The organism is uncultured Marinobacter sp. (genome assembly GCF_963974375.1).
Classification (GTDB): domain Bacteria; phylum Pseudomonadota; class Gammaproteobacteria; order Pseudomonadales; family Oleiphilaceae; genus Marinobacter.
In genome coordinates, this window is record NZ_CAXBDN010000032.1 from 1 (window position 1) to 22825 (window position 22825).

General features: G+C 58.0%; 25 protein-coding genes. 9 read left to right on the plus strand and 16 right to left on the minus strand.

Going from position 1 to position 22825, the window contains the following annotated elements; genetic code table 11:
- From AAC035_RS04510 to AAC035_RS04520, 3 genes are all read right to left on the minus strand, one after another.
- Positions 1-280: ATP-binding cassette domain-containing protein (locus AAC035_RS04510; RefSeq protein ID WP_339800477.1), on the minus strand; the 280-nt coding region annotated here is incomplete at its 3' end.
- Positions 281-332: 52 nt separating this feature from the next.
- A complete protein-coding gene (gene ntrB, locus AAC035_RS04515) occupies positions 333-1163 on the minus strand; it encodes a nitrate ABC transporter permease (protein WP_339800479.1) in 831 nt (276 codons plus the stop codon).
- 5 nt (positions 1164-1168) lie between these two features.
- Positions 1169-2575: a CmpA/NrtA family ABC transporter substrate-binding protein gene (locus tag AAC035_RS04520; RefSeq protein ID WP_339800482.1), complete on the minus strand. Its 1407-nt coding sequence runs from the start codon at positions 2573-2575 to the stop codon at positions 1169-1171.
- Between the two features lie 368 nt (positions 2576-2943).
- Between AAC035_RS04520 and AAC035_RS04525 the strand changes: the two genes are divergently transcribed.
- On the plus strand, positions 2944-4851 hold the full coding sequence (locus AAC035_RS04525; RefSeq protein ID WP_339800485.1) for a sigma 54-interacting transcriptional regulator: 1908 nt from the start codon (positions 2944-2946) through the stop codon (positions 4849-4851).
- 9 nt (positions 4852-4860) lie between these two features.
- Here AAC035_RS04525 and AAC035_RS04530 read toward each other — a convergent pair whose 3' ends face one another.
- On the minus strand, positions 4861-5955 hold the full coding sequence (locus AAC035_RS04530; protein ID WP_339800486.1) for an AI-2E family transporter: 1095 nt from the start codon (positions 5953-5955) through the stop codon (positions 4861-4863).
- Positions 5956-6057: 102 nt separating this feature from the next.
- Between AAC035_RS04530 and AAC035_RS04535 the strand changes: the two genes are divergently transcribed.
- A complete protein-coding gene (locus tag AAC035_RS04535; RefSeq protein WP_339800489.1) occupies positions 6058-6489 on the plus strand; it encodes an SRPBCC family protein in 432 nt (143 codons plus the stop codon).
- A gap of 136 nt (positions 6490-6625) precedes the next feature.
- Entirely contained in the window at positions 6626-7345 is a 720-nt protein-coding gene (locus AAC035_RS04540) for a YebC/PmpR family DNA-binding transcriptional regulator (protein WP_339800491.1), read from the plus strand.
- Between the two features lie 96 nt (positions 7346-7441).
- On the opposite strand, the gene AAC035_RS04545 is transcribed toward AAC035_RS04540, so the two are convergent.
- Entirely contained in the window at positions 7442-8467 is a 1026-nt protein-coding gene (locus AAC035_RS04545; RefSeq protein ID WP_339800494.1) for an NADP-dependent oxidoreductase, read from the minus strand.
- Positions 8468-8709: 242 nt separating this feature from the next.
- On the opposite strand from AAC035_RS04545, the gene AAC035_RS04550 reads away from it, so the two are divergent.
- Both AAC035_RS04550 and AAC035_RS04555 read left to right on the plus strand, forming a co-directional pair.
- Positions 8710-9312: a TetR/AcrR family transcriptional regulator gene (locus tag AAC035_RS04550; RefSeq protein WP_339800497.1), complete on the plus strand. Its 603-nt coding sequence runs from the start codon at positions 8710-8712 to the stop codon at positions 9310-9312.
- Positions 9313-9514: 202 nt separating this feature from the next.
- Entirely contained in the window at positions 9515-10426 is a 912-nt protein-coding gene (locus AAC035_RS04555; RefSeq protein ID WP_339800499.1) for a VOC family protein, read from the plus strand.
- Between the two features lie 84 nt (positions 10427-10510).
- Here the strand turns inward: AAC035_RS04555 and AAC035_RS04560 are convergent, their stop codons facing one another.
- Together AAC035_RS04560 and AAC035_RS04565 are read right to left on the minus strand one after the other, a co-directional pair.
- Positions 10511-10879 carry a DUF202 domain-containing protein gene (locus AAC035_RS04560; protein ID WP_339800502.1) on the minus strand — a complete coding sequence of 123 codons (369 nt, stop codon included), beginning with the start codon at positions 10877-10879 and terminating at the stop codon, positions 10511-10513.
- 60 nt (positions 10880-10939) lie between these two features.
- Complete coding sequence (locus tag AAC035_RS04565; RefSeq protein WP_339800504.1) at positions 10940-11311, minus strand: VOC family protein; 372 nt, start codon at positions 11309-11311, stop codon at positions 10940-10942.
- Between the two features lie 69 nt (positions 11312-11380).
- Here AAC035_RS04565 and AAC035_RS04570 point away from each other — a divergent pair, with 69 nt between their 5' ends.
- Positions 11381-12865: a phospholipase D family protein gene (locus AAC035_RS04570; RefSeq protein WP_339800507.1), complete on the plus strand. Its 1485-nt coding sequence runs from the start codon at positions 11381-11383 to the stop codon at positions 12863-12865.
- Between the two features lie 11 nt (positions 12866-12876).
- Here AAC035_RS04570 and AAC035_RS04575 read toward each other — a convergent pair whose 3' ends face one another.
- The 3 genes from AAC035_RS04575 to AAC035_RS04585 all read right to left on the minus strand — a co-directional run bounded on the left by AAC035_RS04575 (position 12877) and on the right by AAC035_RS04585 (position 15746).
- Entirely contained in the window at positions 12877-14031 is a 1155-nt protein-coding gene (locus AAC035_RS04575; RefSeq protein WP_339800510.1) for a patatin-like phospholipase family protein, read from the minus strand.
- A 65-nt stretch (positions 14032-14096) separates the two neighbouring features.
- Positions 14097-14780, minus strand: a complete 684-nt coding sequence (locus tag AAC035_RS04580) for an SDR family oxidoreductase (protein WP_339800513.1) — start codon at positions 14778-14780, stop codon at positions 14097-14099.
- Positions 14781-15011: 231 nt separating this feature from the next.
- Entirely contained in the window at positions 15012-15746 is a 735-nt protein-coding gene (locus AAC035_RS04585) for a murein L,D-transpeptidase catalytic domain family protein (RefSeq protein ID WP_339800539.1), read from the minus strand.
- Between the two features lie 187 nt (positions 15747-15933).
- Here AAC035_RS04585 and AAC035_RS04590 point away from each other — a divergent pair, with 187 nt between their 5' ends.
- Together AAC035_RS04590 and AAC035_RS04595 are read left to right on the plus strand one after the other, a co-directional pair.
- The gene (locus AAC035_RS04590) at positions 15934-17487 is read left to right on the plus strand and encodes a L,D-transpeptidase family protein (protein WP_339800516.1); all 1554 of its coding nucleotides are present in this window, start codon (positions 15934-15936) and stop codon (positions 17485-17487) included.
- Positions 17484-18581, plus strand: coding sequence for a hypothetical protein (locus AAC035_RS04595; RefSeq protein WP_339800518.1), 1098 nt, complete (start codon positions 17484-17486; stop codon positions 18579-18581). The genes AAC035_RS04590 and AAC035_RS04595 overlap by 4 nt, the downstream gene beginning before the upstream one ends.
- A gap of 90 nt (positions 18582-18671) precedes the next feature.
- On the opposite strand, the gene AAC035_RS04600 is transcribed toward AAC035_RS04595, so the two are convergent.
- From AAC035_RS04600 to AAC035_RS04625, 6 genes are all read right to left on the minus strand, one after another.
- Positions 18672-18851, minus strand: coding sequence for a PLD nuclease N-terminal domain-containing protein (locus AAC035_RS04600; RefSeq protein ID WP_339800520.1), 180 nt, complete (start codon positions 18849-18851; stop codon positions 18672-18674).
- A gap of 141 nt (positions 18852-18992) precedes the next feature.
- Positions 18993-19556 carry a class I SAM-dependent methyltransferase gene (locus AAC035_RS04605; protein ID WP_339800522.1) on the minus strand — a complete coding sequence of 188 codons (564 nt, stop codon included), beginning with the start codon at positions 19554-19556 and terminating at the stop codon, positions 18993-18995.
- A gap of 2 nt (positions 19557-19558) precedes the next feature.
- Positions 19559-20218, minus strand: a complete 660-nt coding sequence (locus AAC035_RS04610) for a hypothetical protein (protein WP_339800525.1) — start codon at positions 20216-20218, stop codon at positions 19559-19561.
- A gap of 46 nt (positions 20219-20264) precedes the next feature.
- Entirely contained in the window at positions 20265-20651 is a 387-nt protein-coding gene (locus AAC035_RS04615; protein ID WP_339800527.1) for a nuclear transport factor 2 family protein, read from the minus strand.
- A 14-nt stretch (positions 20652-20665) separates the two neighbouring features.
- On the minus strand, positions 20666-21661 hold the full coding sequence (locus tag AAC035_RS04620; protein ID WP_339800530.1) for a GTP-binding protein: 996 nt from the start codon (positions 21659-21661) through the stop codon (positions 20666-20668).
- A 255-nt stretch (positions 21662-21916) separates the two neighbouring features.
- A complete protein-coding gene (locus AAC035_RS04625; protein ID WP_339800533.1) occupies positions 21917-22093 on the minus strand; it encodes a DUF1328 domain-containing protein in 177 nt (58 codons plus the stop codon).
- Positions 22094-22376: 283 nt separating this feature from the next.
- Here AAC035_RS04625 and AAC035_RS04630 point away from each other — a divergent pair.
- A partial coding sequence (locus tag AAC035_RS04630) for an NAD(P)/FAD-dependent oxidoreductase (RefSeq protein ID WP_339800536.1) occupies positions 22377-22825 on the plus strand: 449 nt, incomplete at its 3' end.

The window sequence follows — 22825 nt, forward strand, 5'->3', positions numbered from 1 at the left end:
TCCAGGGCAGCAAACTGTAGTTCTGAAATACCACGCCGCGTTCGAGGCTGGGACCTTTTACTTCCTTGCCGTTCATCACCACGTTGCCGGAACTGGCTTCATCAAGCCCCGCCAGCACATTCAGAATGGTGGATTTGCCACAACCGGAATGGCCAATAATGCAGACAAACTCGCCTTTGCTGAGGGCAAATCGAATATCCTCGAAAACCGTCAGCTCGCCCCCCTGGCTGTCCGGATACACTTTTGCGAGACCATCCACTTCAAGAAATGGCTTGCTCATAACGATTCTCCTCGGTCGGGGGCCGGATAACCGGCCCCGTTCGGTTGACCTGTCATTCTTTATATTCAACCAGGCGCTGGGCCCGCCCCAGAGCCAGGTCCAGCAACATACCCACCACCCCGATCATCAGGATGGAGAAAATCACGCTGGCCAGATCGAGATTGTTCCATTCGTTCCACACGTAGTAGCCGATACCGGTGCCGCCCACGAGCATCTCCGCAGCCACAATCACCAGCCAGGCAATACCAAGGGAGATCCGCATGCCGGTGAGAATGGTCGGCGCGGCCGCCGGCAGGATCACCGTCAGCGCTGTCTGCAGCGGATTAAGCTCATGGGTCCGTGCCACATTGACCCAGTCCTGTCGGACGTTCGCGACCCCGAAGGCGGTGTTCAGCAGCATTGGCCAGATCGAGCAGATGAAGATCACGAAGATGGCGGAGGCGTTGGAGTCCTGAATGATGAACAGGGCCAGCGGCATCCAGGCCAGCGGTGAGATCGGTCGCAACAGCTGAATGTAGGGGTTCAGCGCCTTGTACATCAGCGGTGACATGCCGATCAGGAAACCCAGGGGCAAAGCAATGGCCATGGCCGCAATGTAGCCAAGCAGCACCCGGTAGACCGAATAGGCCAGCTGGGTACCGATACCCTTGTCATTGGAACCCCGGTCGTAGAACGGGTCAGACAGCTCGTTCCAGGCGTGACTGAAGATCTGGGAGGGTGGCGGTACTGCTGCCTTCTCCTCCGCAGCCCCCATCAGTATTTCATATTCGGTCAGCTCGCCACTGGCGCCCTGGAAGGTATCGTAGGACATCTCCCAGAGTCCCAGCCCCAATACCAGAAAGGTGAAGGACAGAATGGCTGCTCTGACGGATACAGAAGCCATAGCCATTACCCCCTGCGGATATCGAAGCTGTTGACGTAGGCCTCGGGCTCAGCCGGGTCGAAGGTCTTGCCCATAATGATGTGGTTCTTGTAGTTTTCCGCTGGCGCGGTGTAACCCAGCTCCTCCATGACCTTGCGGGTATCACTGGCGAGATAGACCTGCTCCGCCACCTTGCGGTAGTCCACATCACCCTCGATGTAGCCCCAGCGTTTCATCTGGGTGAGGATCCACACGCCCATGGAATGCCAGGGGAACGGGTCGAAATCAATGCGGGCCGGATCGTCCTTGATCTCCCCCAGACCGTCGGCGTAACGACCGGTCAGCACCTGCTGAATCACCGGTACCGGCTGATTGAGGTAATTGCGTGGCGCAATGGCTTCCGAAATCTCGGCGCGATTGGCGGGATCCTGCGAGTACTGGGTGGCATCGATTATGGCACGCAGCAGGGCCCCGTAGGTGTTCGGGTTCTCGGTGGCGAAACGCTGGCTGCAGGCAAAGGCGCAGCAGGGGTGACCCTCCCAGATTTCCTTGGTGAGAACGTGGATGAAGCCCACTTTCTCCCAGACCGCACGCTGGTTGAAGGGATCTGGCGACAGATAACCGTCCAGGTTTCCGGCGCGCAGGTTGGCAACCATTTCCGGTGGCGGTACTACCCGGATCTGGACGTCCTGGTCAGGATCCAGACCGTGCTCAGCCAGATAGTATCGCAGCAGGAAGTTGTGCATGGAGTATTCGAAGGGTACCCCGAACTTGAAGCCTTTCCACTGCTTCGGGTCCCGCTTGTCCTTATGGTCTACGTGCAGCACGATGGCCTGGCCGTTGATGTTCTCCACCGCCGGCATGATGTAGTCCTGCTGTACCGAACCGGCCCCCAGCGTCATGGCCAGCGGCATCGGGGTCAGCATGTGGGAGGCGTCGTACTCCCCGGCCAGGGACTTGTCCCGGGCCACCGCCCAGCCAGCCGTTTTCTCGACGCTGACATCCAGGCCATAGCGCTCATAGAAGCCCAGCGGGTGCGCCATGATGATGGGAGTGGCGCAGGTAATAGGCACAAAGCCAACCGCGAGTTTTGTTTTTTCCAGCTTGCCAAGGGACTCCTTGACGGCTGCCTTGGCCTTTTCCAGGGGAAAGAAGCTGCCCAGCATGGCGGCGGCGGATCCGGCGCCCACCATGGCCATGAAACTGCGGCGGCTGTGATCGTTATGGCCAAACACCGACCGCACCACCGCACTTTCAATAGCACGATCAAGCATCGCTTCCGAGTCATCCGGAACATCAGCGGTGGTGGCCGCAACCGACTCCCTGTTCACGTGTATTTCGGAGATGCCACTGCAATCGTTACAACCGCAATGCTTGCTATGAATAAGCGACTGGTTCCCGTCAAACGGATTGTTCAGGCTTTTGATGCTCATGTAGTGATTTCCCCTTGGCTGTTCGTTGTGCAATGCCAGACGTATTTCGCACCGTCTTTGTGCATGTCTTCCTGAAGCCGGATTTTCCAGATTCAGAACGTCACGTTCGTAAGGGGACTAACGCAGAGTTCGTGCCATTTCTTCAGTAATTTTTTACCATATATTTTTCAATGGGATAGAACTTTCACGACATTTCGTCACGATCACGAATTCTCGTAATTCACGATATTTCGTGGTTCAGACCACGAATTTTCGTAGAGATGGCGCGAATCTTGATTAGCCGTTCCTGAAAACTCAGGGCCAGGCCAGACAAGGCCCTGAAGAACTGGCCAGACATCGGCCGTCGTCAGTACTGGAGCCCGCTGATCATGCCCACCAGACCTCACAAACAATCGCCCTCGCTACTTGCGCAACTGCCCGATCCGGCCTTGCTGGTGGACGCCGGCACCGATGAAATACTGGACGTAAACCCTGCCCTGGCGCGGCTTCTGGGCATGACCCTGGGCGAGGTATGTGAGCAACCCTGCACGCACATTTTCCGGGACCAGAGGGCCAGACTGGTGGCCTTTACCGAGGAAACCCTGTTTCGCGGCCAGGCCTGGAGCCGGGACTTCAGTGTCCGCAACCGGGCAGGCCGAACCATTGAGCTGGAGTTGTCTGCCGCCCGGGCCGGTGATGATGACTCACAGCAAATCGTGATCCTGGCCCGGGACCGGGAATGGCTGCGCACTCTGCGGGAGCGCCACGAAGCCAACCGTTACCACCGTGGCGGCCTGCTGGAGTGGCGACGGGTAGAGGAACTGTTCAAGGATATGGAGCGGGAAAACCAGCTGATCCTGCACGCCGTGGGCGAAGGCATCTATGGCGTTGATGCGGAAGGCCGGACCATCTTTATCAACCCGGCCGGAGAGCGGATGCTGGGCTGGCGCGGCGATGAGCTGATGGGGCGGGTGGTTCACCGGGTGGTACACCACTCTCACGAGGATGGCTCGTTGTTTCCCCTGAAGGAATGTCCGATCTATGCGGCCTTCCATGACGGCACCGTGCACCGGGTGGGCGAAGACTGGTTCTGGCGCAAGGACGGCTCCGGCTTTCCGGTGGAGTACACCAGCACTCCGATCACCGACAACGGCCACCCGGTGGGTGCCGTGGTGGTGTTCCGGGACATTTCCCAGCGCCGGGAGGCGGAACAGAGCCTGCGCAAGGCGCTGGAAGAGGTGGAGCACCTGAAGCACCGTCTGGAGATGGAGAACGCCTACCTGCAGGAAGAGCTGAGCGCGGAGCACCACTTCCATGAAATTGTCGGCAAGAGCGACGCCATTAAAGGTATTGTCCGCAAGATTGGCCTGGTGGCACCCACTGATGCCAACGTGCTGATTACCGGAGAGTCCGGAACCGGCAAGGAACTGATTGCCCGTGCCATCCATCAAGCCAGCGGACGCCGGGACCGGCCACTGATCAGGGTCAACTGCGCCGCCATTCCACGGGACCTGTTCGAGAGTGAGTTTTTCGGCCACATCAAGGGTGCGTTTACCGGCGCCGTCAGCGATCGCATCGGGCGCTTTGAACTGGCGGACGGCGGCACCATCTTTCTCGATGAAGTGGGCGAGATCCCGCTGGAGCTGCAGGGCAAGCTCTTGCGTGTGCTACAGGAACAGCAGTTCGAGCGGGTCGGAGACAACCGGACCCGCGCCGTGGATGTGCGGGTGATCGCCGCCACCAACCGCGACCTGAAAGCCGAGAGTCAGGAGAAGATCTTCCGTGAAGATCTCTATTTCAGACTGAACGTGTTCCCCATCGAGTCGGTGCCACTGCGCCGACGGCCCGAAGATATCCCCTTGCTGGCCCAGGAATTCCTGAACCGGACCTGTCAGAAGTTCAATCGTCCGGTTCTGAATTTGCAACCAGGCGACGTTCAGGCGCTACAGGACTATCACTGGCCGGGAAACGTGCGGGAACTGGAAAATGCCATTGAGCGTCAGGTGATTACCGCAGAGGGCGCCCTGAATTTTGACCTGAAAGGCTATCCGGACCAGAACGCCGAATCCGCCCATCCTGATCAGATTCCCCGTCCTGAACGGCACATCAGCGACCGCATCCTGACGGAAGCAGAGTTGCGACAGATCGAGAAAACCAATCTCATGCGCGCTCTGCAGGCCAGCAGTGGCCGTGTATTTGGTGACGACGGCGCCGCCTCGCTGCTGGGACTGCCAGCCACTACCCTCGCCTCCCGCATGAAAAAACTCGGGCTGGACAGCCGCCATTTTCGTGGCTGAGCGCAGGGCCTAACGCGCAATTACCCGGTACACCGGACGCAACGCAGGAATCTGACCAAGTACCACCTGAATGACCGTCATCAGCGGCACTGCCAGCAACACCCCTACCGGGCCCCAGAGCCAGCCCCAGAAGAAAATCGCCACAAAAATGATGACCGGGTTGATGGCCATTCGGAAACCGTGCACCCAGGGCTCGATAAAAAAGCCAATCAGCGAGGTCAGGGCCAGATAGCCCATCGGCGCAATGGCCATCATCCACAGCTCATCCAGACTGGTAGCCGAGACGACCGCCAGCAGAACAATGGTGAGAATCACACCCAGGTAAGGAACAAACCGCGCCAGCCCTGCCACCAGTCCCCACACAACAGGATCCGGCAAACCCGCAGCCCAGCACAGCAACCCGGTTGCCGTGCCCACAATCACATTACTCAGACCAATGACCGCCAGATACTGTCCGATCTCGTGCTGAACGTCATGGACGATACGCAGCGACCGCCGCCGTTGTTTGCGGGGTTGCTGGCGAATCAGGTTCTGGATCAACCGGTCACCACTGACCAACAGAAAGTAGGTCAGGGCCAGCGCCAGCGCCAGACCGGCCAGGCCATTCTGCACCTTGGTCATCAGCTGATTGCGCCAGGAGTCGGTCTGCAGGACCACGGTCGTGGGCTGCTCCTGATTGTCCGACAGCCCCTCTACCTGCTCTTCCACTTTGCGGGCAGATTCTGTTACCCGGTCAATTTTACTTCTGAACTCACCCTGACCCAGCAACAACCGCGACACTCCCTGAGGCGCCCGTTCAGCCCACTCCAGCGCCGGCGTCGCGACAGCCGCACCGATGCCGGCCAGGGCCAGCAGCAGACCCAGCACCAGCACCAGCGCACTGACTACCCGCGGAATCCGCCAGCGACTGGCCCGATGCACCAGGGGCGACAGCAACAGGCTGGTCATGATGGCGAGGATAATGGGCAGAATGATCTGGTGGGCCAGGTAAAGGGTGTAGAGAATGCCCAGCGCAAACAGTCCGTATACCGGCGTGGTCAGATCGGCGGGTACCGAGAGCCTGTTTCTTTTCGGGCGTGGTTGCCCGGGGTCCTGCTGATCCATGACTTCGTCCTGATGAAATAGGTTACTGCCGGCGGCTTTTACATAGCTGACGTTCAGGGTAGGCTAATCTGAAACCAATAATAATTTATCAGCGACCATTATATGCCAGCCTACAAAGCGGAATTGATCGACATCTTACCAGCTAGCAGGGACCGGGTCTTCGACCACCTGGCGGACCATAATCGCCTGGGCAGCCTGATCGGCCTGCCGGTCCGGCGAATCAGGGACAGTGATCAGGCCGACCCCAATGGCACCGGCTCGGTCCGCTGGATTGGTCTTGGCCCGGTCGGTTTTGAAGAGACCATACTCACGTTCGAGCCCGAACGCCTGATCGAGTACACCGTTACGAGTCTCAGTGGCTTTCGCAATCATCATGGCCGGGTGCGACTCTCCGACACCACCGAAGGCCATACCCGCCTGCACTACACCATCGAATTTGACGAAGTGATTCCGTTTACCGGAAACAGTCTGCAACGAGCCCTTGAGCGCATATTACGACGGGGCGCCCGCCGCCTGCGCGACCGCCTCCGTTAAACGGCGGCTCGAACCGGTTGGTCTGACAGCAGACCGGGGGCAACGCACAAAGAGCCTGATGGCTGGTGGTTCAACGGTAAAACAGGGTGTACTATTCGCTTCTTTCTATGAATCTGATCAGCAACAGGACATAGCTATGGGCAGAGCCTATCAGAACCGCAAAGACTCCATGGCCAAAACCGCGGCCGCCAAAACCCGTGTTTACAGCAAATACGGGCGTGAAATCTATGTATGTGCCAAATCCGGCGGCCCCGATCCTGCCGCCAACCTGACCCTGCGGGGCCTGATTGACCGCGCCAAGAAAGACCAGGTGCCCGGCCACGTCATCGAAAAGGCCATCGACAAGGCCCGGGGTGGCGCCGGTGAAGACTTCTCTGCAGCCCGCTATGAAGGCTTCGGGCCAGGTAACTGCATGGTCATCGTCGATTGTCTGACGGACAACCCCAACCGCACCTTCGGCGATGTGCGACTGTGTTTTACCAAGACCAAGTGCAAGATCGGCACGCCCGGCAGTGTCTCCCACATGTTCGACCATTGTGCCATTCTGGCCTTTCACGGCGAGGATGAGGAAGCGGCCCTGGAAGTTCTGATGATGGCCGATGTGGATGTGACGGATATTGAAAGCGAGGGTGGCCTGATCACCGTGTTCACGCCCAATACCGAGTACTTCAAGGCGAAGCAGGCGTTAACGGAAGCCTTCGAAGGACTGGAGTTTGAGGTGGACGAGATTCAGTTTCTGCCCCAGACCAGCACCGAGGTCAGTGGCGACGACGTGGAAATGTTCGAAAAATTCATTGATATGCTGGATGACCTGGACGACGTACAGAACGTCTACCACAACGCCCAGATCGTCTGAACCAGACATCATGTCCAGGCCCTTCGTTACCGGGCCTCGGATTCATGCTGCCATGCTCCGGCCAGCCTTGCGCTGGCCGGAGTCAGTCTGAATACCTCAATCGGCAATATGCACTAGTTGCTTGCCGAAATTCTTGCCGTTCAGCATGCCTTTGAAGGCTTCAACTGCATTATCCAGGCCTTCAGCGACCGTTTCCCGGTATTTCAGTTCCCCGGATGCAACCCGATCCGTCAGAATAGTGGTAATTTCCTGATGCTGGGCCTGCCACTCGGTGACCAGGAAAAAGCGATGCTCCGGAACCTCATCCAACGCCTTGAGAACATGAAACGGCGTTTCCACACTGGCCATATCCGCGGCGTTGTAGGCTGACACATAGCCACAGATTGGCACACGGGCACCTTTGTTCAGCAACGGTGCTACTGCTCGGGTAACCGCCCCGCCGACGTTCTCGAAGTAGATATCAATACCGTCCGGACAGGCTGCCTTCAGATCGGCTTCCAGATTGCCCGCCTTGTAATCCACGCAGGCATCAAAACCAAGCTCCTCCACCACAAAACGGCACTTCTCGGGGCCGCCGGCCACCCCTACTACCCGACAGCCTTCCTTCTTCGCGGTCTGCCCTACCACCGTGCCGACCGGGCCTGAGGCCGCCGATACGACGACGGTTTCGCCAGCTTTGGGTTTGCCCACGTACATCAGACCACAATACCCGGTACGGCCCGGCATGCCGGCTACACCAAGGTAGGCCTGCAGGGGAACACCCGCTTTTGGCTCGATCTTGTAGACCATCGGCGCATCGCCGGGGAATACAGAATATTCCTGCCAGCCCGAATAACTGGTGATCAGATCGCCGACCTGATACTGGTCTGATTTCGACTCGACAATACGGCCCACACTCTCACCGACAATTGTCTCGCCAATGCCGATGGGATCCATGTATCCCTTGGAATCGTTCATACGGGGACGCATGTAGGGATCCAGCGACAACCACAGGGTCTGGGCTCTGACTTCACCATCTTTAAGCGGACGCTGTTCACGTTCCTGTACCACCAGATCGCCGTCGCGAATCTCACCTTCTGGACGACGGTTCAGGACCACAGCTCGATTTTTATACTCAGTCACGGTTATTCTCCGGTTGCGTTATGAAACCGGATTAGCATGAAGCCTAATGCTTCTACGGTCAAATCCGTTTATCAGAATCCCCACGGCTCCCGAAAACTCTCCCTGGTGACAGGCACAGACGGTAATTCCCGGATTGTGTTCCCAAACGGGTGACGCCGCACTTGCAACTTCGGTGTGTCGGTACTAGGTTAATGAACGAACGTTCATTCGTTGATGCAGGGAAAGCGATTCAGAGGATCACCATGCCAGCAAGAGCACAGACCGCTGCGGCAGCACCAGCCAGCCCGAAGCGTACCGCCATACTGGAGGCAGCCCTCGCACGCTTTGCCGAATCCGGCGTTAACGGTGTTGCCGTGCCGGATATAGCCGCTCGTGCTGAAGTCGGTACCGGTACCATCTACAGGTACTTTGACAGCAAGGAGGCCCTGGTAAACGCGCTGTTTCAGGCTGAGAAAGCACGCATAGAAGGCTACCTTACAACGGAAGTAGCACCAGGCGACGACCCACGGGCCGGGTTCAATAACTTCTGGCAGCGAATGATGGATTTTGCCCTGGAAAACCCGCGCTCATTCCGTTTCCTGGAGCTTCAGGATCACCGACCATACCTCGACAAAGATTCTCTCGCACTGGAAAAAAAGGTGCTGCAACGCCGGGTCAAAGCCAGCCAGCAGCTTCAGCAGCAGGGAGTGTTCAGGGATGACCTGCGTGCCGAGATCATTATGGCAATAGTCTGGGGCGCTTTAGTGAACCTGATCAAAGCCCAGCAAGCGGGTTATATCAGCCTTTCCGAGAGCGATATTGAAGGTGCAAGGGATGCCTGCTGGCGGGTCTGTGCGGGGCACTAGTGTCCCGTCTGGTTAATTCGTCAAGGTACTGCGAGACGCCGGAATCTCACTAGGTCTTAATGGCAAGGCGAGCGACTATCTGAAAAACTGTTTGATGAAAACCCCGTCTGTCGAAGCAGACAGTCTCGCCCCCAAATCAATGTGACGGTGCGCGGGTACTTCAGTACGGACACATGACAACAACGATTATAAGGACATCAGCATGCAGCCCAACGCTTTCACCAATGACCTGTTCACCTCTGCAAGTACCCGGTCTGACGGCGCCCGGCGACTGGCCGGCCGGACGCTGTGCCTGGTGCTGGCGACCTTGCTGACTGGCTGCGAATGGGAAATTTTCACCGATGACAAAGACGGCAACAGCTCACGGGTCGATGTCACCAGCCGTCTCACCGGTGCCGAAATCGGTGTCAGCAGCCTTGCCGAATCGCTTCCCATCTACACCGATGGCCTCGGAATGGAGGTTGTTACCGAAATAGAAACCTCGGCCGTACGCCAGGTCATTCTTGCCGCTCCGGACAGCCCGTTCAGCGCCCAGCTGACCCTGACCCAGTTCATGGACGGCGTAGGTCGCAACGTTACCGACAATCCCGGCAAACTGGTGTTCTACGCCCCGGATGCCTCCGCCTACGCCATGGCGTTCCAGAATGCCGGTGGCAATCTTACCCTGCCGCCAACACCCCAAGGCGAGTTCGGGATTGTCGGCTTTGGCCGGGATCCGGACAACAACCTCATCGAGATGGTCCAGAGCAGTGAGGCCGAAGGCCCCTATTTCGCAGCATTTGGTATCGGCGTCAGCAATCTGGAAGCCGCCAGGGACTTCTACCAGGATATGGTCGGGCTGGAAGAGATACTGTTCCTGGAAATCCCCGAACGCTATGACGAATACATAATGGGCACCACCGAGGATGCCACGCTGCCGCTGGTCCTCATGAACTGGACTGACGGCAGCAACCGGCGCTACCAAGGCAATGAAACCAGCGTCCGCCTTGCCACCACGGATCCTGAGCTCCTGGCCGAGCAGACCACGCCAAGAGGCGAGAATTTCCCACAGGATCTGGACGGTAACCGGCTGTTGATACGCAGCCAGCCACTGGTTCTGGAGGATGCTGACTAGGAAGACCATCGGGGCTGATGGAACAGCGAGGTTAAAACGGGCGCGCCAGGCTGGGGAAATAACGGACTGATCTGGCCGGGCGTGCTACTGGCCAATCACCAGGGCAACGGCCAGTACCAGGCCCAGTACGGCAATAATCAGATTGATGGTGAGTCCCCAGGTTACCCGGTAACCTTTGGGAAACTCCGCCGGGGTCAAGGTTTTCAGAACCACCCAATACTGCTTTGACGAATAGAACGCGCTGAACGCGCCCAGAGCAATAAACGCAATACCCAGCCAGAAGGTGACCGAATCCTTGAATGAGCCCGCCTGTTCCGGGGCGAGCACGTGCAGCAGAATGTTTGCCCGCTCCACCATGAAGCCAAAGGTAATCAGCACCAGACTGGTCCGGTTCCAGGCAAGCAGGGTGCGCTCAGCCGCAAATAACACCCGGGGATCATTGAGATCTGACATTGCGCCTCCTGCTGCCGTTCATGGCTGCCTCAGCCCTTGCGGGCCGAGGCGAATGACTACTCAGCCAAAATGGAAAAAAGCCACCTTGTTGCCATCCGGATCACGTACATAGGCTCCGTAGAACCGGTCAGGAATCCGCTGTCCCGGAGCACCGTCGCAGCTCGCACCCAATTCAATGGCCTTCTGGTAGAGCGTGTCGCAGTTTTCCTTGGATCCGGCCGGAATCGCAACCATGCTGCCGTTACCGGCACTGGGTGCGCCGTTGTCATAGGGGGTGCAAACGGCCAGCATTGGCTTGCCCATGCTCTCACCAATAAACGCGATTCGCCCCATATCCATCAGCACTTTGGCACCCATATCGGCCAGCAGGCCGGAATAAAATGCCTTGCCTTGTTCCATATCGCTGACACCAACTGTTACGTAACCTATCATACGCCTCTGTCCTTCTTGTTATTAACGGATTCATTTCTGGTCCAGCCCCGGAGACCTGCACGGATGCCCATGATCTCACTGAAACTGCTCGCTGCTTTCATCGCCCTGCTCATAGTGGCGACGGGTATTTATAACACGTTCAAACCATTACCGGCAGGGCTGTCCCGGGCGACTTCACCCGGGCTGTTGTACGACGTTGCCTTGTTAACGGATGTGAGCTGGCGCCATGACAACGGTGAACACCGGCACGCCCACCAGATATTTGACGAGGTTTTCCGGCTGATCGGTCAGGCTGAACAGCTGGTGGTCGTGGACATGTTCCTGTTCAACGACACGGCTCCGGACGATAGCTTCGAGCCCCTTTCACGCAAACTCGCGGACGCCCTGATCCAGCGAAAACAGGAGGTGCCCGATCTTATGGTGCAGGTGATTACCGATCCCATCAACACCGTTTATGGTGGCATCCGCCAACCGGACTTTGAGCGCCTGCGCGCCGCTGGCATACCGGTCACCGAAACCAGACTACCGGCACTGAGGGACTCGAATCCGTTCTGGTCGTCAATCTGGCGGGTCTGCTGCCAGTGGTTTGGCAACAGCACCGAGGGCGGCTGGTTACCCAACGCCCTCGGCGAGGGCAAGGTCCCCCTGCGCAGTTATCTTGCACTGGCGAATTTCAAGGCCAACCATCGTAAAACACTGATCGTCGATGAAGGTGACCAGCTGCGGGGGCTGATCACCTCGGCCAATCCTCACGCCGGCAGCAGCCGCCACTGGAACACGGCACTGGCCTTCAGCGGTCCTGCAGCTGCAGATCTTCTGGAAACTGAAATCGCAGTGCTGGCGTTTTCCGGAGCCGACATTCCCGAATCGCTCAACGACCTGGTTGCTCGCCACGCTACCGCGACCAACAACCCGGATACCGATTCCGAAGAAGCCAGGGGGAGCATCCTGACTGAAGCGGCGATCCGGGACGCAGCCCTCACCATGATCAATAACTCCGCGCAAGGAGATCAGCTGGACCTGGCGATGTTTTACCTGTCCCATCGCGACCTGGTTCAGGCCCTCGTCAGGGCCAGCCGGAGAGGCGCCGCAGTGCGGGTGCTGCTGGATCGTAATGAGGATGCATTCGGTCACAGGAAAAACGGCATTCCCAATCGCCAGGTTGCCACCGAACTGACCCACGCCGGCATTACCGTGCGCTGGTGCAATACCCATGGAGAGCAATGCCACAACAAACTGCTGCTGCGGCACAGTACCGGAGGCGACAGCGAACTATTGATAGGCTCTGCCAATTTCACCCGGCGTAATCTGGATGACCTGAATCTGGAAACAGACGTCCTGGTAACCGGGCCCTCAACCCGGCCCCCGTTCACCACCACGGCGGCCCTGTTTAACCGGCTCTGGCAGGTGCCGAGCGGAGACAGCACTGCGGGCATCACTGACATTCCACCGACAGCTGAATTCAGTCTGCCCTACGAAAGCAGTGCCGATACGTCGAGGCTGAGATACTGGCGCTACCGGTTTATGGAAGCCAGCGGACTGTCGACGTTCTGACGCCAGCTCCGTCAGTGACCCTCCTGCTTCTGCGCCTGGTCCTCAGCCCGGAAAAAGCGCTCAATCTGGGTGGCATGACTCTGCCCGTCCTGATAGCCCAGTTTGATTAACGCCTTACAGAACCGGGGATCAAACAACAGGTAGCTGGCAAGACTGCTTGAAGTGCCATGGTGGGCATCAGTGGCACCCACCAGATTGCGCAGTACAAGTGGCATGCCGCCCATGAATTCAGCGGCAATTTCGTCGATCGGCTCGCTCGGCGAAATCTCGAGCAGGCTTACCGGACTGAGTTGCAGGCCAGAGGCTTTCAGGCGATCTTCCGGTATGAGCTCCAGCAACTGATTCACCAGCCGCAGGCGTTCGATATCATAATCCAGCGTATCCAGAAACATGCCGTTGAAAACCTGCGTTATGACCTGGGCAAAGGTGGGGCTCGGCGGCGTCTCGGGCCGCTGCACCGGAGACACGCCGTTGGCACTGACGCCGATCACCAGAACCCGTTGCGCTCCCAGACGAAGTGCCGGGCTGATATGCGCCATCTGACGAGTGACGCCATCGCCGAAGTATTCCCGGTTGATCTGGACGGGCGGAAACACCGTGGGAATGGCCGCAGAGGCCAGTATATGATCCACCGTCAGCACGGTACGGGAACCCGCACGCTGGCCAAGCGACCAGGCTTTCAGTGTTTCTGCAGCCTCGAAAAAACACACGCTCTGGCCGGTTGAATAGCCACAGGCATTAACGCCTACTGCCCCCAGGCGGCCTGACTGGATCGCATCATGCACCGCTTCAAAGTCAATTTCCTTTTCAAGCAGCTTGCGTAAAGGGCTGTTGTTGAGCAGTGCTCCCGGCGGACCCTCCCCTGAACCCGCGAACACACGCAGGGCGACCCCCGTCATATTACGAATAATATCCAGGGTCTGGCTTTTATAGATCTGATCCGCTGTCAGCTTCAGCCACAGTGACTCCAGATGACTGACACTATGCCGAAACCTGTCCCCTGCGCTGGCCAGCCCAATTGCATTGATAGCCCCGGCAGAGGTTCCCAGAATCACCCGGAACGGGTTTTCCCAGTCGGGGTACATATCCGATATGGCCCTCAGCACACCCACCTGATAGGCGGCGCGGGCACCGCCACCGGTCAGTACCACACCTGTGTCCGTCATTGCCGCTTCCTTTTCACGATGCGTCCCTGGTGTCCCGCTGCCGGATTACCGGAGGTAGCGGCCTGCTATCGTGCCACCCAGCCACCGCATACCGGAAAGACCTGTCCGACAAAGCAACTGGCTGCATCACTGCACAGATAGGCCGCAAATTCCGCGTCCTCCCGGGCGCCCACCAGACGTCCCAGCGGCACTTCCCGTTTCAGCCGTTCCTGAAAGCGGGGGTTATCCTGAACGTCCTGCGGAAAATAGGTGGGATTGTCGACAAAATTCTGGGCAATCACATTGACCTGCACATTGTGCGCTGCCACTTCCACACCCACCGCCTGAACATAGGCCAGCTGCGCGCCCCGGGCGGCGCTGTAGGTGGACGTGCGTTTCATACCGCGCAGTGCCGAGGCACTGCCCATCACCAGGATCTTGCCACTCCTGCGCGCTACCATGGAGGGCAGCACGGCCTGGCACAGGCGTGGCAAGGGATCCACCAGCGCCGCGAAGGTATCACGCCACTCCTGTTGCGAAACATCAACGGCCGGGGTGGACGGTGCAGGCACCGCAAGATTGGCGACCACAATATCGATGTGGCCGGCGTCGGCCACCAGCCGTGCCGGCGTTTCCGGATCGGTCATATCAGCATTGCTGGCGATTACAATGGCACCGTGCTCCTGCAATACCTCGCACAGCATCGGACCCATGAAATCCTCTGCCTGGGTGACCAGAATGCGCTTGCCCTTGAGCATGTCAGATGGCATGAAATCCTGTCTCCTGTTACAGCTTGTCGATTATCGGCGTTTAATCAGCCAAGCATAGTTCACATCAATCATGAACTGAAAGGCCGGGGAACCAGAAAAAAGACGAAGCAGGAGAGCGATCAGCGGGAAAGCGGGCAGCGGAAGTGCGGCCCGCCCGCTGTGCCACCCCGGTAAAGCATTGGTGTGCTGCAGATAATCGGGGCGGGGGAGCAAACGGGAGTGAGAGTAAGGTCAGGAGCCCTGGCTCAACGAGGCCAGATGATTGCGGGCGGCGGCAACCGTGGCGTCGTCACAATTCAGCAGTCCAGACGTCTGCAGCCATTGCTGATCCGGGTAGTACTTGAACACCAGCTGCCCGCCCTTGAGGTTGTCAACCACCAGGTTGACCACATCCTGGCGCACCGCCGGACAACCCAGACTTCGGCCGATACGGCCGTAAGCACTCACCCAGTCCGGATCCACATAATCGGCACCGTGAATCACAATGGCGCGCTCGCGGGCGAGATCATTGACCCCGGGCTCAAGGCCGTCCAGGCGCAGTGAATAGCCGTGGCGCCCGTTATAACTCTCCGCCGCCCGGAACAGGCCGAGGCTGGACTGGTAACTGCCAAGAACATTCGAAAACGCCGTTGCTTCATGGTCTCCCGAGTTGCGGCCATGAGCAACCAGATCCCGCAGCACCACCCGTTGGGTTGCAAGATCGAAAATCCACATTCGCTGCTCACTGGAGGGTAACGAGAAATCAATAACCGCCAGGCGTTCCGGTGATTCCACCCCGTTGCGCACTGCGCAGCTGGATGCGTCGAGTGCGTAGCGCAGGACCTGGCGATTCAGCTTCGGTGCGGCGCTGGCGAGCCTTTCAAAGAGTACATCGTCGCCACCCGCTGCTACACTGGGAGAGGAAACCAGGCTGAAGGTCAGCACACAAGACATCGTAAACAGAGCGCGTCTCAAGCCTCTGATCATCATTCCGTTATCCTTATGGGGGTGTATTGGGAGCAACAGCTCCTGCATCGATAGAAAAAGCAGACCCCAGTATGCAACAGTAATAACCAGGTGATCTGAGATGCGGTTCGAATTGTACAAAAACCACACAAAAAGCAACAGACTTAAAAATGGATTTGTTTTCCGCGCCTGCTTCACGGTGATGGCAATGCTGTTGCCATTGACAGCGCCAGCCACGCAAATTGTGAATGGCCTGGACCCGATCACCGGACCACACTGCGACCTGCCCGGTGCCCCAGACAGCCTGTTCCGACAGGCTACCGACCTGTTGGGCGAACAAAACAGTCACAGCGAGCTGTGGTCAGATACCGGGCAACTGCAACGCCTGTACCGCGAACTGGACCGGCTGCGTATCGACGGCCTGCAGCCACAGAATTACTACCTGAAAGAAATTGGCCAGCTGGAAGCCAGACTCAACGAAGGCGACACCATTGCAGAATGCGAGGCGGCACTGGTCTCCTACAGTTTTATCCGGTCACTGGGAGAACTGAAGTACGGCCGGGTAAATCCGGCTGAACTTGGCCTTTTCTGGCAACATCGCACCGCCGCTCCTGAGCCCCGGGAACTCGCCAGCCTGGCCGCTGACTCCCTGGCCAGTAACGATGGCATCCGCGGTGCCTACCAGAAGGCTCGTCCTGCTCTTGACCTTTACCGGCAGCTGCGCCATGCCCACCGTGAGGCCAGACGACTATACCCGGTCAGCTGGCCTGAGGTTGAACCCGGTCCCATGTTGCGCCCCGGCCAGTCCAGTACCCGAATTCCTGGCCTGGTGTCCCGATTGGCGGCGCAGGGTTATGTGCAGGATGATGTCAATGCAACAGACCCGCACCTGTACAACACCGACATCGAGCAGGGTGTGCGTGCCTTTCAGCGAGACCATGGCCTGCGCAGCGACGGTCTTGTCGGCTCTGCCACTACCGAGGCCCTGAATGCACCGCCGGCGGCCTGGCTTGCCAAAATCCGAGCCAACCTGGAGCGCTTGCGGTGGCTGAACCAGGAACTGGATAACGAAGCCTTGCTGGTAGACATTGCCGGCGCCTGGGTGGAGTATCGGAATGATGGCGAGGTCATCTGGTCCGGCAAGGCCCAGGTCGGGCGCCCGGAACGGAAAACTCCGGAACTGTCGTCCTCCATTACTCACGTCACCCTGAACCCTACCTGGACGATTCCTCCGACTGTGTTCTATCAGGATACCCTGCCCGCTATTCAGCAGGACCCGGACTACCTCGGTTCGCATCGCATCCGGGTTCTGGACCGGGAGGGCACCGAACTGGACCCGGAGATCGTTGACTGGTCCAGGCCTGGCGGTCTGATTCTTCGCCAGGACGCAGGTGAAGGCAATGCCCTGGGGCGGGTTGCCATCCGGTTTCCCAATCCGTTCTCAGTCTATTTGCACGACACCCCCTCGGTGCGGCTGTTTGATACGCCCAACCGTTTTTACAGCTCCGGCTGCGTTCGGGTGGAGAACGCAATGGATCTCACCAGAGCCCTGTTTCAGCGGGCTGACAACAAACGCAAATCCGAGTTTGACAGCGTCCTGCAATCCGGCCGTACCCGCAATCTGAGCCTGCCCGCGCCGGTTCCGGTGGTTATGGCCTACTGGACAGCCCGGGGTGATGCCGAGGGTCGCATCCGTTTCCGTGAAGACATGTACGCGGAAGATATATTGCTGATCGACCTGCTTGAGGATGCCGAACGATGACCGGCCAAACCCTGACCAATGACATTCACCACCGGCCACTGCACGAGCGAATCGACTGGCTGATGGAGCTCAGTCGCACCCACAGTGCCAATTTCTGCAGTCCTGAAAGCCACCTGGCCAGGCAACGTTATCTGGCGGAGCACGATACCCAGATTGTGGCCCTGAAGTGCATGGACGGGCGGATTCACCTGCCCTATGTGACCCGCACGCCACTGGGCATCATTCGTCCCTTTCGCAATCTGGGTGGCATATTCAATCTCGGCTGGCCTTATCTTGGCGACATGCTGACAGATACGGTTCAGGAGGCGGTATCCAGCGGCCGGCGGGTACTGATGATCATCACCTATCATTTTTCCAAAGGTGACCGCGCCCGGGGCTGCGCAGGTTTTGACTGTAACCGCGAGGCCGCCATGGCCCACGCCTGGGAAATTCGTCAGCAAATGGAGACCCTGTTTGGCGCTGTCCACCAGACGGTCTATCCACTGGTCTGTGGGTTCGAAACGGACGAAGATGCGCTCATCCTGCACAGTCCGGCGGGTCAGCAACTGGACCTGGCGCAGTGGGCGACCACCGCTTCCACCGCAACCGCCAGCAACCGACAACTGGCAGCGACCCTGTCGTCACTGTTTCCCGATATGCCGGACGCCATCCTGCGGGATCTGATCCCCATGGTGTCGGGAAACATTGCCCACATTGCGGACATACGCCATAGCCGGCGCGAACTGGCGATCGAACACCGGGAATGGGTTATCTGCGTGGGCAGGGGCTTTGATTTTCTTCACATCCCCAACCTTGCCCTGATCATCGGCCCCTACAGTCCGGACCTGTCGCATCCTATCCGGCAGGCGGCCGGTATTATCCGGGCCAATATGGAAAACCATCGAATTCCGGCTGATGGCTTTTTGCTGCTGTCGTCGTCACCCTACCTCGAACCCGGTCCCCAGAAGGCCAAGGCCACACTCAAATCCCGGTTTCTGGCGGAGTTTGCCGCAAACGTGGTGCGTAACGATTTCCCGGACCTCGCCTCCGGAATGGTGACCCGGACCGCGATATTAAACTGGCAGGAAAGGAAGCTGGAAATTCTGGCGCCCTGATGGGCCCCGGAACAGGGAAAAAAGGAAGGTGTAACAGCCAGAGAAAATACCGGGTCACGATGATCCGGACCCGGGACACAATCTTACGGGTTAACCCTTAGGCCCCATCAGAAACCATACAATCAGCCCCACCAGCGGGAACAACAGCAGAGCCAGAATCCACAACACTTTGGCCAAAGGCCCTGCCGGACTTTTCGCCACCTTGACGATTGCCCAGATCACAATGATTAACCAGATCAGCCCAAGCAGGCCACCGACTTCAAGTCCCATAACAGTTCCTCTCAAGTTTTGATCATCATCTGATGATCACCAGCGTCTTGCAGTTGACGAGTCACAGCAAAGGCTTGTGCAAAAGAGCCACGTCCTTGCCTGGAATCGTCAGCGTCAGCCCGAAATGACAGGCCAGCCACGCTATCGTACTCTCCCGGTAAAAGACCACGTGGGTCGATAGTGCCAGCCGGCAAAACGACTATCGTCCGTCTGGAAGCAGGTCATTACGCCAAGCCAACCGCCAGGACGAAGCATCTGAACAAGCTGCTGAAATACAGCATAGGCGTCATGGAGGTGTTCGGCCACCTCTGTACAGGTGACGAAGTCCCAATCTTTGCGTAACAGCGACGGGTCCGGAAAGAAAAACGGATCATAAAGCGCCACGCTCATCCCTGCTTCCTGCATCAGGTTTGCCAGCGCCGGACCCGGGCCACATCCGAAATCCAGCCCCTCTGCCCGCGGCGGAAGCTGTTCCAGCAAGGGTTCCGTCAGTCTGGCAAGGAAACGACGATAACCTGGATCATTGATCTGGTTCTCGTGCAGCTCATAGATCTCCCTCTCTCCGGCGGGGGAAAGGTAGCAGCCCGGGTCAAGCAGGGTTGCCTGGCAGCGATCACAGCGATCATAACGCTGCTGGCCGATAGTCATGAAGTGCCGCACTGGCGAATGCCGGCAGACCTGACAGGACAGTTCGGTATGCATCATGATCAGTCCCTGAACAGGGCCGGATTGGTTTCGATAAACTGACGAATCCAGCGTTCCAGAAACGATTCCCGCTTGCCAGCACGCAGATAACGCCAGCCCATGATGGAAATCACCAGAGCGCCAAGAGCATCGACCATCAGGTCAATCATGGTATCGGTCAGGCCCGAGGGATCATTCAGCATGGGTTTCTGCATATTCATGCCGAACAGTGAGTCCATTGTGAATTCGAATATCTCCCACAGTGCGCCAACACCCAGGGCAAACATGAACGCGAAGAATGCCACGAAAAAAGGCTTCAGGTGCAAATCCACCTTTTCCGACTCATTGAGCACGTAAACCAGCAAAAAGCCGAGAATCCCGAGCAGAAAACCGGAGGTGGTGTGGAGCAGGATATCCCACCACCAGAAACGGGTGTAATAATCCCTGACCTCACCAAGAAACAGTGACGCAAACACAAAAGTGATGGCCAGCAACTGGAACTGAGGGGGAATATACATCCGGTAGCGGTGCTCGAGCAGCAACGGAAGCAGCGTCACCGCGATAATGCCCACAGTGATGGCGAACGTCAGCCACTGCTGATCCCACAAGGCTATGACCGCCTCCACAAAAAGAATCAGCTGCAGAACCAGAGTCTCTCGCTGATGGGTGATCCGTATTTTCATGTGGTCTGCTCCAGCTCGGGACTCCTCTACTATTTCCGGGATACACTCAGCCGCGGGCTTCCAGCATGGCAGCCATTTTCTGGTGGAGCGTGTTGACGGCCTTGAGCGGTCTCACCATGACTTTGAAGTCCGTTATCCGGCCCTCGTCATTCCACTCGATCATGTCGACCCCATTGATGACAATGCCATCCAGCTCGGTCTCGAATTCCAGCACCGCCATGTTACCGGCGGTCACCTCGCGCAAATAGCGGAACTTCTCGTTTCCCAGCACATGGAAGGCAGCCGCCAGATACTTGCCGGTGATGGCCTTGCCCCGCTGCGGGGTGTGCACTACCGGCGAATGAAAGACCGCCTCGTCTGCCAGCAGGTCGTCGAGCCCCGCAATATCACGGTCCTTCATCAGCCGGTGCCAGGTATCAATGGTGTTGATCATGAAATCTGAGTCCTTCATTTTGGTGATTGTTGCCATGAGATTACCGCGAGCCGTAATTGCTGATCAACGGCAGCAGGAATCAGCATCTGATCGCTGATCAGTTCCAGCCGGGAACTTTCAGCTGGCTGCGCCGACAGCACTGAGAGTGCGCCATCTGCAACATTGATCGACCGCCAGCCACCGGTCGTGTGTACAACCCCCTTGAACCGCCGGAAGCGTGCATCCATCGACAGTGCCAGCAGCGTTGCTTCATCGAACAGGGTCTCCGGATGCACCCGCCAGCCTATACTCAGATGCCCCTGCCCCTGATTGCAAACCCTCTGCCAGGGCTGTGAGTCCAGTGACGGGGCGGCCACCTGCGCCCTGGCCGCGTGATGTTCGTGCGCCTGTGCGTGGCCCACATCGCGATGATCGGTCTCGCCATCAAGCCACGGGCGTTGCAACCGACCATGACTGGTGTGCAAGACCATCTGTTTGGCAGGCTCAAGTGTGGCCGCCCACTGGTCAAACCGGGCCAGTTGTTCCGAACTGCAGAGGTCGGTCTTGTTGGCAACGAGAATGTCAGCCGCCGCTACCTGATCCTGAAACTGTACATTGTCCAGAACTCTTTGATCCTCCAGCCGACGGGGATCGACCAGGCACAGCACTGGCCCCAGTCGTAACGTGTCGCGGTAGTGCTCGCCGGTCAGTACTTCGAGGATCTGGGAAGGATGCCCCAGGCCCGTGGGCTCGATCAGCAGGCGGTCCGGACGTGCCTTGTGAATCAGCTGGTTCAGGCCGATCTGCATGGGCAAGCCGGCCACACAGCACATGCAGCCACCGGGTACCTCCCGCACAAAAGCACCGCTGTGTTCCAGCAGCGCACCGTCAATACCCACCTCGCCAAACTCGTTTACCAGCACCGCCCAGACTTCGTTTTCCGGTTTGTGACTGAGTAAATCCAGTATAGCGGTGGTCTTTCCTGCTCCCAGAAAACCGAGAATCAGGGACGTGGGTATGGGCTGTTTCATGGCAGGAAATTCCGAATGATTTCGTTGGTGTATCGGCGCTGAACCGCAGCGACAATGTTACAATATAACACAAACGGCGAGACGGCTCACCCGTTCCAGATCATTCCAGCCGGTCGACGCAGGACACAAAAAAGCCGGGGGCCCCCGGCTTTTCAGCACTCCTGACCAGATATCCGGCCACACTCCCAGCCCTACTCCGTCAGTTTCGTTGCTACTCCGGGTTCCGGCGCAGTCGTATTGGCAACAGCAGATGAGCTACACCTTGGGACCTCTTCCCTTGAGTGCATTCACCACCAGAGAAATCACCAGGAGTGCCAGGAAAATAAAGAACAGAATTTGTGCAAACCCTGCGGCTGTGCCTGCAATACCTCCAAAACCAAGCACACCGGCTACAATCGCAATGATAAGACAGACAATTGCCCAGTAAAGCATGAAACCCTCCTTAGTGCCGCCCATCCGGGAGCGACTCATGTTTTTGGATCAGATCCGTGGATCGTTATGAGATCCACCTGTGCGTCTCTGTTTTGCCTGATGTTACCCTTCAACCATTGACCGTCCACAGTCATAACGCAAGTAAACCATCATTTGATAACCAACTTTTAACAGCCGCTCCATGCCCGGCACCGGTAAACAGCCAGCCGCCGGGTGTGCTTGCAGGGCCTGTGACCGCTATACTTCCCGCACCCAAACCCCTACCAGGCCGTGCCGGAAATACATGCAAGCTTCTTCTGAATCCGACTTTGATGTCATCGTTATCGGTGCCGGCGCCGCCGGCCTGATGTGTGCAGCGACCGCCGGTTACCGCGGCCGGCGGGTGCTGGTTCTGGACCACGCCAACAAAGCCGGCAAAAAAATTCTGATGTCCGGCGGTGGCCGCTGCAACTTCACCAACCTCAATTGCTCGCCAGCCAACTTTCTGTCAGACAACCCCCACTTCTGCATTTCGGCGCTCAAACGCTATACCCCTCAGCAGTTTCTCGAGCTTGTTGAGCGCCACGGCGTCGAATATGAGGAAAAAGCGCCCGGTCAGCTGTTCGGTCGCAACAGCAGCAAGGATATCCTTGAGGTATTGCTGACGGAGTGCGACTGGGCCGGCGTGAAATTGCAGCTGAATACCGCGGTGACCGGGGTTGTGCCCCGACCTTCAGGATTCCAGCTCAACAC

Bases quoted from the DNA above. Each gene is read 5' to 3' on its own strand.
- ntrB (WP_339800479.1), bottom strand. From the start codon at position 1,163: ATGGCTTCTGTATCCGTCAGAGCAGCCATTCTGTCCTTCACCTTTCTG.
- AAC035_RS04520 (WP_339800482.1), bottom strand. From the start codon at position 2,575: ATGAGCATCAAAAGCCTGAACAATCCGTTTGACGGGAACCAGTCGCTT.
- AAC035_RS04525 (WP_339800485.1), top strand. From the start codon at position 2,944: ATGCCCACCAGACCTCACAAACAATCGCCCTCGCTACTTGCGCAACTG.
- AAC035_RS04530 (WP_339800486.1), bottom strand. From the start codon at position 5,955: ATGGATCAGCAGGACCCCGGGCAACCACGCCCGAAAAGAAACAGGCTC.
- AAC035_RS04535 (WP_339800489.1), top strand. From the start codon at position 6,058: ATGCCAGCCTACAAAGCGGAATTGATCGACATCTTACCAGCTAGCAGG.
- AAC035_RS04540 (WP_339800491.1), top strand. From the start codon at position 6,626: ATGGGCAGAGCCTATCAGAACCGCAAAGACTCCATGGCCAAAACCGCG.
- AAC035_RS04550 (WP_339800497.1), top strand. From the start codon at position 8,710: ATGCCAGCAAGAGCACAGACCGCTGCGGCAGCACCAGCCAGCCCGAAG.
- AAC035_RS04555 (WP_339800499.1), top strand. From the start codon at position 9,515: ATGCAGCCCAACGCTTTCACCAATGACCTGTTCACCTCTGCAAGTACC.
- AAC035_RS04560 (WP_339800502.1), bottom strand. From the start codon at position 10,879: ATGTCAGATCTCAATGATCCCCGGGTGTTATTTGCGGCTGAGCGCACC.
- AAC035_RS04565 (WP_339800504.1), bottom strand. From the start codon at position 11,311: ATGATAGGTTACGTAACAGTTGGTGTCAGCGATATGGAACAAGGCAAG.
- AAC035_RS04570 (WP_339800507.1), top strand. From the start codon at position 11,381: ATGATCTCACTGAAACTGCTCGCTGCTTTCATCGCCCTGCTCATAGTG.
- AAC035_RS04575 (WP_339800510.1), bottom strand. From the start codon at position 14,031: ATGACGGACACAGGTGTGGTACTGACCGGTGGCGGTGCCCGCGCCGCC.
- AAC035_RS04580 (WP_339800513.1), bottom strand. From the start codon at position 14,780: ATGCCATCTGACATGCTCAAGGGCAAGCGCATTCTGGTCACCCAGGCA.
- AAC035_RS04585 (WP_339800539.1), bottom strand. From the start codon at position 15,746: ATGATCAGAGGCTTGAGACGCGCTCTGTTTACGATGTCTTGTGTGCTG.
- AAC035_RS04590 (WP_339800516.1), top strand. From the start codon at position 15,934: ATGCTGTTGCCATTGACAGCGCCAGCCACGCAAATTGTGAATGGCCTG.
- AAC035_RS04595 (WP_339800518.1), top strand. From the start codon at position 17,484: ATGACCGGCCAAACCCTGACCAATGACATTCACCACCGGCCACTGCAC.
- AAC035_RS04600 (WP_339800520.1), bottom strand. From the start codon at position 18,851: ATGGGACTTGAAGTCGGTGGCCTGCTTGGGCTGATCTGGTTAATCATT.
- AAC035_RS04605 (WP_339800522.1), bottom strand. From the start codon at position 19,556: ATGATGCATACCGAACTGTCCTGTCAGGTCTGCCGGCATTCGCCAGTG.
- AAC035_RS04610 (WP_339800525.1), bottom strand. From the start codon at position 20,218: ATGAAAATACGGATCACCCATCAGCGAGAGACTCTGGTTCTGCAGCTG.
- AAC035_RS04615 (WP_339800527.1), bottom strand. From the start codon at position 20,651: ATGATCAACACCATTGATACCTGGCACCGGCTGATGAAGGACCGTGAT.
- AAC035_RS04620 (WP_339800530.1), bottom strand. From the start codon at position 21,661: ATGAAACAGCCCATACCCACGTCCCTGATTCTCGGTTTTCTGGGAGCA.
- AAC035_RS04625 (WP_339800533.1), bottom strand. From the start codon at position 22,093: ATGCTTTACTGGGCAATTGTCTGTCTTATCATTGCGATTGTAGCCGGT.